Raw genomic sequence first — 11,825 nt, 5'->3', positions numbered from 1 at the left:
ATGTTAGTACAACCATCAGAACTAAATACCGAGTTATACCCTGAGATTATCACAGCAATAACCCGAAGTGATCCAAACGAGGTAATCAAACAGATAAAAGCAGCTGAGGACTTTTGCAAATCATACTTGTTTAAATACGATTTAAAAGCCCTTTTTGGTGATGACAAAATTGATCCGGTTACAGCTCCAACAATTGAGGACGAGCAATTAAAAAAAACGGTTAAGATTATTGCTTCGTATTGGTTGGTACGCAAAGCAAATCCTAATGTAAACCTTGATTTATTTCGGGAGGATTGGGAGTTGATGATTGGCAATAAAGAAATACCCGGATGGCTGTATGACATAAAAGAGGGAAACATTAGTCCTGATTGGCCATACAAAGCCGATAACATCGAAACACCGGAAGACGAAAGCGCCGTCAATGACGGAACATACTGGAACTCCAACCCAAAACGTACCCAAAGATTTTAAGCTATGGCAGAACAAAAAGAAACCGCTCCTTTTATCATACACGATTTAACACTTGTTTCACCTGATAGGAGTAGTAAAGACATTGGTAAACTAAAAAATGGTATAGTAAGTGCCGAAAGCATTCATTATCCTAATCGTGTATTGCTTTATGATTTATACCACGACATCCTGTCTATGGATGGTTTTTTACGTGGAATTATTGAAAAGCGAATTAATGCCGTTTTAAATAAGAAACTAAAGTTTACCAAAAAGGGCGGTAAACAAGGAGACGAGCTGACCGATTTAATCAAGAGCCAAAGTGGGCGTGATCTTATCACGCTGTTGATGGAATCAAAAATTTGGGGTATCTCAGGGGTTGAGTTTGTTATTGGTGAAGAGTTAAACTTTAAGGAGGTTCCTAGAAAACACATTAAACCTGAAAAGGGGATTATCACTAAGTCACAATACGGAGTTTCAGAAGAGGCAGGCTTTAAATATCAAGATATGCCTTTTGTTTGGGTAGTTGGTAAAGAGAATGACTTAGGGCTTCTTTTGGCGTGTTCTATGTATGGTATATACAAACGTGGTACCTTCGGAGACTTTGCTCAATACGTTGAGATTTTCGGGCAACCGGTACGTATTATGAAATACGACGCTTATGACACCAAAACCAAACAGGAGTTAAAAGGCCTTTTGGATAACAGCGGTTCGTCATTAGCAATGATGATTCCTAAACAAGCCGAATTTGAAATGCTGGACGGCAAAACATCAAACGGTGACGGTAAGTTACAGGTTAGTTTAAAAGATGCCTGTAATGAGGAAATGTCCATTGCTATTTTAGGAAATACTGAAACAACGGTTTCAAGTAAGTCAAGCGGGTACGCTCAATCGAAAGAGCACGGAGAGCAACAGGACGAATTAACAGTATCGGATTTAATATTTGTAGAAAACTTGTTGAATAGCAAGAAATTTAAACAGATACTAAAATCATACGGTTTTGATGTTGACGGTAAGTTTGAATTTGAGCTTGATCTTAATTTAAACACACTAAAGCTTCGTATGGAGATAGACACCTTTGTAAGTCAAAAAGTGCCTATTGGTGACGACTATTGGTATGAAACTTACGGTATTCCAAAGCCTGACAACTACGATGAGTTAAAGGCAAAAATGGAAGCCGCAGCGAAAGAACCAGAGCAAGAACCAAACAACACCAACGGCAAAAAAACGTCTGAACAAAAGCCAGCCAAAAAGGGACAACTAACCGAAACCAAGAAGCAAAATCTTATCGATTTACTTTTTAAAGGTTTAGCCGATTTTTTCGACCAAGCCCAACAATAGTTGGGCAATTAAACAATTTGTATAGCGACACTTGCAATTGTTGTTCGTTATTGCCTGACTTAGCCGATAATGGCGAAAACTGGGACGATATTTACACCGAAATAGCAAGGCAGTTACTAGAAGGCGAAGACCTGGACACGGACTCTGTTTACAGAAAAACGGCAGCGGAATTGGTCGAGGCTATGAACAAAGGTTTTGGCGGAACCGTGTTTGATGACAATGACAGCCGAAAAGCATTACAAACGAAATTCACTCAAAATATTGAGCATTTTAGTTATGCCAAAACACTAACACAATTTCATTTGTTCAAGGATCACTTGTTTAATGATAAAGGGCAAATTCAAAGCTTTGCTGCTGTCAAAAAAGCCGTAGCAGACACAGGCGAAGTTTTCAATAACAACTACTTGCGTGCCGAACATCAATTCGTTACACAGTCGGCTATTATGGCCCACAAGTGGGATACTTTGAACTCTGAATATTTGGAATTTTCAACGGTTGGTGATAGTCTAGTCCGTCCAGAACACAAACTATTTGACAAGTTTACAGCACCAAAAACCGATAAAATTTGGCTGAGATTATACACGCCTCTTGATTGGGGTTGTCGTTGTACTGTTATTCCTGGCAAAGCCACGAATGTGAGCAAAGAGTACAATAGTGACTGGGCTAACAAAATGGTTGATCCATTGGTTAAAGGAACTATTTTTGATAATAATGTGGCTCTGACAGGGGTTATTTTCAATGACAAACACCCATATTTTAAAATTAGCGACAAGAAAACGGCTGGTATTAAAAAACCGTCAAAGGAGAATGTTATTGACCTGAACAACCATATAAAAGGAGAGTTCCCAACGAACAAAGAGATCAAAAACATATTAATGGAATATGCTAGGATTTCACCTAGTGACTTCCGTAACGGTTTGGATGATGTCAAGTTTTTAAAATCAAAGTCTTATATGATGCAACACTCCATGTCGTACAGCCCATATACTGGCGATTGGGTGGGAGGTTCTAAAATAACACTAAGCTCCTATGAGTTTTCAAGTATAAAATTCAACCCACTGGAAGAGTTTAGAGCTGGATTGGCTGCGATCAAGAAAGGTTCAAAAATGACCTTTAACCAGGAATACTCATTTGAGAGTTTGTGGCATGAGATTTTACACGCCAAGACGAAAACAAAGCCTAGTAGGTTGTCGCAGATTGGCACTAAAAACATGGAGACAATCAACCAGTTTTGCGCTCGTCATACTTACCCAGATTTTATAAAGAAACTAGGTGGTGAAGCCATACACCAAAAAGACATTTTAGATAATGGCTACGGTTATAAAAGTTGGATAACTGAGTTTAGGCAAGGTCTGAAAAATCGAAATATCGATGAGTTTAAGGCTGCCAAAGATTTGATGCCGTTCTTAATGACCGATTATAGCTCAATTGGTAGTAAAGTAGTGGAATATTATAAAGAGAATGCTAAATAGCAACGTCAAGGCAATCAAAACCTAAACCGTCGGTTTGATAGCTTTTTGGATGTTTTGCCCAGTATTCGTCTGCTTTAGCTTGGTCGTTTCTAAATTCGAACAAAACGGCTAAATCATAATAGGCATTTTCTTGGGAAACAAGTTCTTTATAAAGCTCAGGAGTAAGCTCTTTATTGGTGTCAATACCAAATTTTTGACATAGCGAAAGCGCATCGAAACGAATATCGATGAGTTCTTGTGGTGTTGGGTTAAAGTCAAAAATGGTTATCATAACAGCAAATTTAATAAATGTTCTCTGAACAACAATACATTAAGCAAAATAAAGTCAAAAATGAGTCCTGAAGAGTTCGAAAAAAAGCTACAGCAAAAGGCAAAGGAAATACAAAACTATGCCAGTAACCGCTTTCCATCGGTGGCGGGAAACATTGCTTTGCGCTTTATTAATGGAAACTTTAGGGCTCAGGGATTTCAAGGCCAAAGTTTTGAACGTTGGAAAAAAAGCAAGAAAAACAAAGGCACTACGCTAGTCGACAAGGGACCTTTGAGAGCTGCAAATTATTACACCACGCAACCAGGACAAACCACTTTAAAAAACAGTTCACCGTATGCCAAAGTACACAATGAGGGATTCGAGGGAATTGTTACCATAAAAACGCATAGCCGGAACCGATATAGCAAAGCCAAGAAAGGAACCGGTAAGTTTACCAAAAAAGGCAAAGAACGTACGCAAACCGTGACCTATAAATCAGGCAGTAGCCAAGTGAGGGAGCACCAACGCAAAATGAAGATACCAAAACGCCAATTTATGCCGACAAACGCTAATGACAGTCCAGTTCTAAACAACGCTATCATTAGGGAAGTGGCACGAGATATTAACCAAATAATGCAATAATTATGGATGATCCAGAAGCAGAATTATTACTTGCAATTCAAGACCGAATTCAAGAAAAGGTCCCCGAGATAAAATACACTGACCAGAACCTGGGACAATACCAAAATGAGAAGTTTAGAGAGAGTATGTTGTTTCCTTGCCTTTTGATAGATTTTCCCAGCACTTCTTTTAGTGCATTGCAAGGAAACAACCAATTAGGAGATGCTTCTATTGTGGTGACATTGTTTGTCGACATTTGGAATAACACCAATAGTTTGACTCCCATTGAAATTAAAAAAGCAGGATTAAATTATCTAGCTATCAATCAAAAGATATTTCAAGCTTTACAAGGTTGGAGCCCCGATTTTTGCACTCCTTTTGTAAGAGTTCAAAAAAAGAGCCATAATGATAACGAAATAGGTTTAAATGTTAAAGAAACGGCTTTCAGTAGTTCGTATGAAGACTACAGCTGTGAAAACGAAACAAGGGTAAAACTAAATTTAAGCGCTGAATAAGGACAATTGCGCTTGATTTTCTTTAGGGATTGGCATCCCTTTAATGTTCATCCACTGGCGGTATGAGATAAAGATATTGAATTTAGGAAATATAGTACGTACTATCTTAGTATCAGGCACATCAGAGTGTTTGGCGTTTTTATAAACGTCAATAATAAACTGGGCTCGCTTATTATAGTTCTTTTTATTGTAGGCCATGACACAAAAATAACTTACATTTTTATTCTGTGCAACACGAGTTTTCGGGCATAAAAAAACCCGTCCCGATAGCTATCGGGACGGGTTTTAAATTCTATTTAATGATTGTTTAATTCAATCGGCTTGACATATTTTTCAAGTACCAAAGGCCGTCGGTATTTGTTCTAGCAAAATTGTACCAATAACCGTCTTTATCTTTTCGAGTACTGTAAATACCTGTAGTCGTTGTTTTTTCAGTTGTTGCAGTTGGCTCAATGTTTTTTTGATAGAACGCAAACAAATCAAGGTATTTTCCTTTTACGTTATCAAAAACGTATTCCTTAGTGCCTTTGATTTCAAGGTCTTTATTTTCGCCAACTTTATTAACTTTAAAGTGAACGCACAAGCAGTTATCAAGTTGTAATTCATACCTTCCGGTATAGTTTGAAAGATAAGCCTCGATTGACTTCTTATCTGAGTCGCTTAAATCATCTTTGATATACACAAACGTGACTAAGTTCAAATATGTAGACTCTTTTGATGTTAAGTAAACATACTTCGTTTTTGCGCTTGTGCTAATCTCATCCGAAAGCGATTTAGCGAAGGTTAAATCACATTTATTAGCTTTATGCAACAAATCAATATTTTGTGATTGAACAAAACAACCAATTAGTAAAGCGGTTAATAATAGTACTTTTTTCATTGTTGTAAATTTAAAATTCTGATTAATTCGTTCTCGTGTTTTTCAAAATAGATGCAATAAACAGCAATCTCATTTTTATAGTTTTGTATAATATCAACATTTTGGTATTTTGTTGGAAAATGATTTTGCCAACTTATGCTATACTTTTCTTTATAATAATAGTGCATTGCCTCACTAACCCTTTTAGGTATTGATATTCTAATGTCCCTTGGATTAAGACCGCACTCATATTCTAAATACCTAAGTGAATCCCTTATAAATTGTTCAACTACAGAAAACATGCTTATTTGTATTTCATAGGTTATGCTTTTGGGAACATGTCTAGGGCTTTTCGAGGTGTTGTTTTTTGGCTCCATAGTTCAAATGTAGTATTTTTATTAATACCTAAAATCCGTCCAGTGAATAATTTTACCCGTGAAATCCTTATCGAAGTAAACAAAGAAATCCTCAATAGTATCGAAACCGTCGTTTTGGGCTAGTTGTAGAATCTGCTCTTCGTCGATTTGATCAATGGTATATATTTGTTTTCCATCGATTCTTACCCAAGGTCTTCTTTCTCCTAATGGAATTGTCAAGGGTATCCACTTTATTTCAATTTTTTGAACACTCACCACTGGCAGAACCGGAGCAAACCGGAACATAGTTGGTTGACGACAATTGATAAAGAAATCAATTTTGTTACCTGCTTTCCAACGGTCGGTTTTATCTTCACGGATGGTGTGGAGTTTTGGATGTATGCTATCTGGAATATCCCATTGATCGATTACATTATTTATTGCAGCTTCATCTCTAAATCTATGATAACCTATAAGGTTTAAATGACTTCTCAAAAGTCCAAGCCATATTTTTTCAATAAAATAATTGGGCTTTCCGTTGATCTGTGTGCTAAATGGTAGTATCATGAGAAATCGTTTTGGACGTTATATACTGAAATACTAATCACATCATCAACATAATAATGAGTATCATTTTTGTTACCCTCAAAGGTTTTAAGTGGTGGAACGGCAGCATTACCTTTATATTCCCTTAGCGCCTTTTCGTAAAGTTCTTTGATGTAGTTTGAAGCTTCCTGCTTATTCGCAAAAAGGGTAAAATCAACAGTCTTTAAATAATCATGTATTAAAAGCTGTAATTTGTTTTTTGTAGAGTAGGTCTTGGTAACCTTAGTGAATTGTTTTGCCATAATTGCTGTATTTTTCTTTTAATTGTTCGATTGTTTGTCCTGGCTTAATTTCGATTCTTGTTTTTGGGTTCAAGTAAAAGAAAGTCTTTTTTTGTGGTGGCGGTGCGGGCGGTGGTGGGTTGTTGTCGGGGTTTCGTTTGCCAAAACTGCCGTTGTCCCGGTTGCGTTCTTTGATGTTGTACCAATCGAGTTTGGAACGAAACAACTCCAATTGTGAGAGCTTCTTTTGAATATGCTTTGTTGTCCAGCCTTTTTGCTTTGGAAACTCTTTGTTGAATATTCTGCAAAGTTCCCGGTCGCCAATGGTTTGATAGTTGGCTTTTAAGAACTCAACCGCTTGGATTGGCCAGTATTCAAGCTCCATGCGCTGTAAACCCAACTCGTAAGCTTTCATGCGTACAATTGTCTTTTTCAACCCAAGCGCATCGGCTATTTGCTGATTGGTCATTGTCTGAAAATTGCCTTTGATAAACTGTATGTCCTGGTCCGAAAAAACAACTTTACCGTATTTGACTATTGTTGCCATTTTTTATTTAATTAGAATTCGGAAATAGTTAAGCTTTCCTTGTATTTATTGGTGTCTCTATTTAATTCTTACGCCATACTAGCCTTTAAATTCGGGTAAAATTCCTAAGTTGAAAAATTTACCGTTAACACTATTTACAGTCCTATAAGTGAATACTTTTTTGCCTTTATGATTTTCAAATGAATCTACTGCATCACCGCCTTGTTGCGCGTATTCACTTGAATAGTGAGTAGGAACACATTCTAATATATCGAGATAAAGTTCTTCATCTATTTCACAAGGTTCATTTAGATATTCATCCATATCTAAATTTGATTTTTCCCATCCTTTAAGTGTTTTCATAGTTGATAAGTTTTAAGTGGCTTAATCTTCATCATTAAACCTTTTTTGATTAATCCATGTTACTAAATGCGCTTTGGCTTGGCCTGTGGTTGCAAGGATTTGGTTGTAGCGTTTGAGCCTTAAAAAGCACTTTATTTTATCGGCATCGCTTAGTTTGTTCCAAGCCTTTTCAGATAGTTCTTTTTTGACCTTGTAATCATATCGCTTCCAGAAATTCGCAAAACTTAAATCGGCTTCGCCAACTTCGACGGTGGTGTGGGAATAGAGCTTTGACCATTGCTTGATTTGGGTTTCTTTCCAGGGGAACTTTCCATCCAAATACAAAAACTTTTCTTGTTTCTCGGACAAATCACCCTCCATTACATTAAAGTATATTAAAACGCCTTTTAAATTGTATTTAAACTGCCAGACGCTCCCGGACTGCATTTTGACGGTGTAAGTAGTTTCTAAGGCCATAATTTATATAATGAAGTAATGTTTGTTGTTCGGGTCAACAACCGGCATAAAATCGGGTTTGTTATAAAAAATTTCAAGTTCCAAAACGATAGCCAGTCGTATTTCAATTTTTGCCACTTTGCTATCATTCCAATCATCGAGAACCAAAATGGCATCACAATCAGCCAAAGCTTTAATACACTTTCTCATGGCTACGTCCCAAGGAATGTCGAAATCTTTAACCACTTCGATGGGATTAACAGCTTCGAAGCCTAATTTTTCGATTGTTGCTTGTGCAGTAGAAAATTTGTCTTTTACTTCTTGTGGGGGTAGTCCGGTTACTTTGCCGGCGATGTAGATTTTTTTTATACTCATTTTAAAAGGTATTTTACGGGTTTCGTGTGAATAAAGTTTTTTGATATTTAGAGAGCTTCTTTCTTTAGTCGTGCTTCAGTTTCAAAGATGCTTTCAGCTTTTTTGGTGGGTTTCGGGAGTTTACTTTTTACGGGCATTAGGCTAATTGTTGATTAAGGGTTGAGGCTATTTGATTGATGGCGTTTTTATCGTATTCACACATTGGAAAGGAATACATCGATACTAAATGTTGCTCTAAAAAATGCGCTTCTACGAGTTCCAGCGAAAAATCAAACTTTTTCTTTTGGTTGAAAAGATTGGAATCCTGTTGTACTTCCAATTGCCTTTTTCTAACTTTTAAGACTACTTTGTCTAGGACACTTTTTGCTACTTTGGCAACCCTCTCTTTGGGTGGTGTCCTTGGTGTTTGGTTGAACGAATACACCAGCGCACCTATTTGTTTTTCGGATAGTTTTAGTTTTATTTTCATCTTAACATTCGGTTTTTGGTTCTGATAATTCTTTGCCACAGGCAATACAAACGAGTACGGTTTTTTCACAGGTGGCGACACTTTCTAATACTCTTGTTTCGGCTATGTCGTGGGGACATACTTCGGTGATGCTATACTTGGTCATTATTTTGTTTTGACTTCTTTTGAACTGTTTTCCCGTAAAATGCCTTAAATGGAATCCCATTCTCATACATGTCTTCGTGTTCTTGACACATTTGCTTACCGTTCCCGATGTTCTTTTTTTTGCATCCATCGGCAGCGCAATCATTTACAAATACTATTTTCATCTTACTTATACGTTTTTCTTATCATTGATTTGAAACACTCTATGATTTTTGAAACCTCTTCGGGCGTCATTTGCTTTAAAGGCTTTTTAACTGGCGATTTATCACTCTTTAAAAAGTCACTCAATCGGTCGAGGTCGGCAACTTCGCCATGTCGTCCATGTTCTTTTGTCCATTGCAGTGTACGAAGCTGTGAGAGTAAATTTCTATGCTGTTGGTTGTCCTTATCGAATAAACCCCAATTGCTTTTACCTATGGTTCGACCTCCTTCAATGATGGTTTGAAGTTGTTGCTTTGGTTGGTTTACGTATTCGGCTCCTTCCTGCTGCATGATGATTTGCTTTGCCTGCGCTTGTGTGATTGATGTCAAGCTAGTGCGTTTGGTGTCACCGGTGACCCATTGCACCCATTCGGCTTTGATGTCCTCGTTGTACCGGCAGTTTTTCATTATCCGGTTGACCTGCCATAAGAGTATTGGATGATTGTCGCCTATGGTCTCGTTTGGTTTTAGTTTAGTTGCTGTCATCTTTTATAAGTTCTAATTGTTCGCACCATACTCGACTAATTATAATTCCTGTTGATGACTTAATATCAAGTGATACATTGCAGTCTCTATTTTTGCAAATGATTTCCACCTCTTCGTTTTTTTGAATTTCATCACCTCCAAGGTTTCTTTGCTTTACTAAAACTTTGGCTTTTTTGCCATTAAAAAAGGAGTTGCCCTTGTTTTTTAAAAATGTTGATGTCATGTTGTTTGTTTTAAAAGTTTGCTCCCGAGGCAGGCTTCGATCCTGCGACCCGCCACTTAAGGCACTCTACCAGCTGAGTTACTCGGGAAACCAAATTAACTAACCCTTGTACGTTGCTTTGGTGTGTTTTTTGAATGCTTTGTTGTTTATGACCAGTTTTTCGTACCGCTTGAATGCTCTCATTTCTTTATCACTCAAATCTGTTCGGCTGGCCCAATTGCCAAATTGGTCTTTGTAGACGTGATGACTATTGACGGAGTATTGTTCGTGATCAATTATGGGCTCTATGGTTACGCTCATTGTTTTCCTGTTGTTTGAAGTAAATACGAATCTTAAATCGGAGCCACTCGAAATAATTATAAATGGCCTTTCCGTTAAGTACTACCAGCAGGATTGCCAGTAGTACTGTTGTGGGGCTACTCGATAACATCGGTCTGGTGAATTTTTTCGCTGAAAAAATCAAACTTATAGGCTCCTGAGAATCCAACGGCAGACATAGACAACGGCACGTTGGTTTTGGTACCGTCTTCGTTGATGATGCTGGCTTCGATAAACCATGAAGAGCGAACCGGTTTGTATGCGGCAGCTATTATTGCCACACCATCTGTAAACTCTTCACTGTCGAAATCTTTTGTTAGCTTTTGAAGCTCCAAAACTCGTGAGCCTTTCAGATTTCCTTTGGCATCTTTCTTTAATAGGTTGAAAACTATTTTTACCAGTGCTGCCGTTTCATCATTGGTGGCAAGTGAGGTGATGTAGTTTTGCACTTTCTCAATTCCTGCGGTTACGGTATCATCCCAACCGTCATTGATGCGGTACCCGATTGTGATCTCTTCTTTGTCTGTTGAAAACGTGTGTGATTGCTGTTTTTCTTTCAATCCGTACACTTGATTTTTTAGGTCTAAGATGTTTTCAAAGAATTGAAACGTCTCGGTTTTTGCATTGCTTATTACCTCGGAGGCGGCACAAAGTCTGAACATTGCTTTTGGTACCGTTTCGGCAACTAACGCCTTATATGATTCTCGGTCTTTATCTTTTTTGGTTTCGATTTTCGCCAGGGCTGCTTTTAATTGTTCTGGTGAGAATTTTGTTAAATCTACTGCTGGTGATTGTGCTTCTGTCATCATAATTGTTGTTACTGTTTTATTAAGTTGTTATCTGATATTTTCTTAAGGGTGAACTGTATTTTAGACTCTAGTTCGGGAGTTTGCACCCAGGTGGTGTCTTCATTGAATAATCGGCTACGTTCTTGATTAATCATCCATCGCTCTACCGTGCCGAACACTACTGGTTTGCCTTTGTTTTGTTGGTCACTACAATATTTTAATATTTGGCCTAGAGCATTATTGCGTTCGTTTGGTCTGGGTAGCTTCATACGTTGTAAAAATTAGGTTCCCGCATATCGAAAGTGTCTCGCTCGTATGGTCGTGGGATTGATTCTTTTTTCAATTCCCTTAAATCGGATTGAATTTTGGAGCGGTCTGCATGGTTTGGGTTATCCTGTAGCCATTGCTCTAGCTGGGCAATTTTATTGGTACGTTGTTGGGGTGTCATCATTTAATTAACATTTAAAGCATTAAAGGCTGGAACACCTTTAACTTTTGGTTTAACAATTCCATTAAGCAAGGCCATTGGCCTAATATTGAATAGCTTTTGGGCGCAATCGGCGTAACATTTACTATAGTCCTTTGGAGTGACATTTGGATTAGTATAGTGGCGGGTTAGCATCAAGAATTCTTTTTCACATTTTGTCAGTTCAACCCTAAACCATGCGTTAATTGAGCTATTGGCTAATACTTGTTGGTATTCCCTTGTAGTTATTGATACAGATTGACACCAGTTGTTGTAAAAATTCCAAATCATTGATTCGTATTGTTCAGGGGTAATTGCTAGTTTTTCAAGTACTTTTTTCATG

Annotated in this window: 23 protein-coding genes and 1 tRNA gene; 5 read left to right on the top strand and 19 right to left on the bottom strand. The window is 37.7% G+C overall.

Annotation, left to right across the window (positions count from 1 at the left end; translation table 11 throughout):
• The 3 genes from EM308_RS08355 to EM308_RS08345 are packed head-to-tail and all read left to right on the top strand — an operon-like array spanning window position 1 to window position 3,260.
• Window positions 1–471 (top strand): hypothetical protein, encoded by a 471-nt coding sequence (locus tag EM308_RS08355; protein WP_035635590.1) that lies wholly within the window; start codon window positions 1–3, stop codon window positions 469–471.
• A 3-nt stretch (window positions 472–474) separates the two neighbouring features.
• Window positions 475–1,788: a phage portal protein family protein gene (locus EM308_RS08350; protein ID WP_035635588.1), complete on the top strand. Its 1,314-nt coding sequence runs from the start codon at window positions 475–477 to the stop codon at window positions 1,786–1,788.
• A gap of 17 nt (window positions 1,789–1,805) precedes the next feature.
• A complete protein-coding gene (locus EM308_RS08345; protein ID WP_156101323.1) occupies window positions 1,806–3,260 on the top strand; it encodes a phage minor head protein in 1,455 nt (484 codons plus the stop codon).
• Here EM308_RS08345 and EM308_RS08340 read toward each other — a convergent pair.
• A complete protein-coding gene (locus tag EM308_RS08340) occupies window positions 3,253–3,531 on the bottom strand; it encodes a hypothetical protein (RefSeq protein ID WP_035635583.1) in 279 nt (92 codons plus the stop codon). The two genes, EM308_RS08345 and EM308_RS08340, sit on opposite strands and share 8 nt — an antisense overlap.
• Before the next feature lie 60 nt (window positions 3,532–3,591).
• Here EM308_RS08340 and EM308_RS08335 point away from each other — a divergent pair, with 60 nt between their 5' ends.
• Together EM308_RS08335 and EM308_RS08330 are read left to right on the top strand one after the other, a co-directional pair.
• Window positions 3,592–4,152 (top strand): hypothetical protein, encoded by a 561-nt coding sequence (locus tag EM308_RS08335; RefSeq protein WP_035635581.1) that lies wholly within the window; start codon window positions 3,592–3,594, stop codon window positions 4,150–4,152.
• Between the two features lie 2 nt (window positions 4,153–4,154).
• Window positions 4,155–4,646 (top strand): hypothetical protein, encoded by a 492-nt coding sequence (locus EM308_RS08330; protein WP_035635579.1) that lies wholly within the window; start codon window positions 4,155–4,157, stop codon window positions 4,644–4,646.
• A gap of 307 nt (window positions 4,647–4,953) precedes the next feature.
• Here the strand turns inward: EM308_RS08330 and EM308_RS08320 are convergent, their stop codons facing one another.
• The 18 genes from EM308_RS08320 to EM308_RS08240 form a co-directional block, all read right to left on the bottom strand.
• Window positions 4,954–5,526, bottom strand: coding sequence for a hypothetical protein (locus EM308_RS08320; protein ID WP_035635575.1), 573 nt, complete (start codon window positions 5,524–5,526; stop codon window positions 4,954–4,956).
• A gap of 377 nt (window positions 5,527–5,903) precedes the next feature.
• Window positions 5,904–6,428 carry a hypothetical protein gene (locus tag EM308_RS08310; RefSeq protein ID WP_051877692.1) on the bottom strand — a complete coding sequence of 175 codons (525 nt, stop codon included), beginning with the start codon at window positions 6,426–6,428 and terminating at the stop codon, window positions 5,904–5,906.
• Window positions 6,425–6,709 (bottom strand): hypothetical protein, encoded by a 285-nt coding sequence (locus EM308_RS08305; RefSeq protein ID WP_035635571.1) that lies wholly within the window; start codon window positions 6,707–6,709, stop codon window positions 6,425–6,427. Before EM308_RS08305 ends, EM308_RS08310 begins: the two co-directional genes overlap by 4 nt.
• Window positions 6,690–7,235, bottom strand: a complete 546-nt coding sequence (locus tag EM308_RS08300; RefSeq protein ID WP_035635569.1) for a hypothetical protein — start codon at window positions 7,233–7,235, stop codon at window positions 6,690–6,692. The genes EM308_RS08305 and EM308_RS08300 overlap by 20 nt, the downstream gene beginning before the upstream one ends.
• A 78-nt stretch (window positions 7,236–7,313) precedes the next feature.
• Window positions 7,314–7,577, bottom strand: coding sequence for a hypothetical protein (locus tag EM308_RS08295; protein WP_035635568.1), 264 nt, complete (start codon window positions 7,575–7,577; stop codon window positions 7,314–7,316).
• A 21-nt stretch (window positions 7,578–7,598) separates the two neighbouring features.
• Window positions 7,599–8,033: a hypothetical protein gene (locus tag EM308_RS08290; RefSeq protein ID WP_070261815.1), complete on the bottom strand. Its 435-nt coding sequence runs from the start codon at window positions 8,031–8,033 to the stop codon at window positions 7,599–7,601.
• Between the two features lie 3 nt (window positions 8,034–8,036).
• On the bottom strand, window positions 8,037–8,387 hold the full coding sequence (locus EM308_RS08285; protein WP_051877691.1) for a DUF4406 domain-containing protein: 351 nt from the start codon (window positions 8,385–8,387) through the stop codon (window positions 8,037–8,039).
• A 136-nt stretch (window positions 8,388–8,523) separates the two neighbouring features.
• Window positions 8,524–8,856 carry a hypothetical protein gene (locus EM308_RS08280; RefSeq protein WP_156101322.1) on the bottom strand — a complete coding sequence of 111 codons (333 nt, stop codon included), beginning with the start codon at window positions 8,854–8,856 and terminating at the stop codon, window positions 8,524–8,526.
• 1 nt (window position 8,857) lies between these two features.
• Complete coding sequence (locus EM308_RS18055; RefSeq protein ID WP_156101321.1) at window positions 8,858–9,001, bottom strand: hypothetical protein; 144 nt, start codon at window positions 8,999–9,001, stop codon at window positions 8,858–8,860.
• Complete coding sequence (locus EM308_RS18050; RefSeq protein WP_156101320.1) at window positions 8,988–9,164, bottom strand: hypothetical protein; 177 nt, start codon at window positions 9,162–9,164, stop codon at window positions 8,988–8,990. The genes EM308_RS18055 and EM308_RS18050 overlap by 14 nt, the downstream gene beginning before the upstream one ends.
• Before the next feature lies 1 nt (window position 9,165).
• On the bottom strand, window positions 9,166–9,609 hold the full coding sequence (locus EM308_RS08275; RefSeq protein WP_156101319.1) for a hypothetical protein: 444 nt from the start codon (window positions 9,607–9,609) through the stop codon (window positions 9,166–9,168).
• Between the two features lie 64 nt (window positions 9,610–9,673).
• Window positions 9,674–9,910: a hypothetical protein gene (locus EM308_RS08270; protein ID WP_070261814.1), complete on the bottom strand. Its 237-nt coding sequence runs from the start codon at window positions 9,908–9,910 to the stop codon at window positions 9,674–9,676.
• Window positions 9,911–9,931: 21 nt separating this feature from the next.
• Window positions 9,932–9,998 (bottom strand) — tRNA-OTHER (locus EM308_RS08265).
• An 11-nt stretch (window positions 9,999–10,009) separates the two neighbouring features.
• Window positions 10,010–10,210, bottom strand: coding sequence for a hypothetical protein (locus EM308_RS08260; RefSeq protein ID WP_035635557.1), 201 nt, complete (start codon window positions 10,208–10,210; stop codon window positions 10,010–10,012).
• Window positions 10,211–10,326: 116 nt separating this feature from the next.
• Window positions 10,327–11,037 (bottom strand): DUF3164 family protein, encoded by a 711-nt coding sequence (locus tag EM308_RS08255; RefSeq protein ID WP_231926277.1) that lies wholly within the window; start codon window positions 11,035–11,037, stop codon window positions 10,327–10,329.
• An 8-nt stretch (window positions 11,038–11,045) separates the two neighbouring features.
• Window positions 11,046–11,285, bottom strand: coding sequence for a hypothetical protein (locus tag EM308_RS08250; RefSeq protein ID WP_035633719.1), 240 nt, complete (start codon window positions 11,283–11,285; stop codon window positions 11,046–11,048).
• Window positions 11,282–11,467 (bottom strand): hypothetical protein, encoded by a 186-nt coding sequence (locus EM308_RS08245; protein ID WP_035633718.1) that lies wholly within the window; start codon window positions 11,465–11,467, stop codon window positions 11,282–11,284. The genes EM308_RS08250 and EM308_RS08245 overlap by 4 nt, the downstream gene beginning before the upstream one ends.
• Window positions 11,468–11,824, bottom strand: a complete 357-nt coding sequence (locus tag EM308_RS08240) for a hypothetical protein (RefSeq protein WP_035633716.1) — start codon at window positions 11,822–11,824, stop codon at window positions 11,468–11,470. It lies immediately after the preceding gene.
• Window position 11,825 lies beyond the last annotated feature (1 nt).

It is taken from the genome of Flavobacterium gilvum, from assembly GCF_001761465.1.
GTDB lineage: Bacteria > Bacteroidota > Bacteroidia > Flavobacteriales > Flavobacteriaceae > Flavobacterium > Flavobacterium gilvum.
Note: the sequence above shows the minus strand (reverse complement) of the source record. Positions and strands in the feature narration are given on the sequence as shown.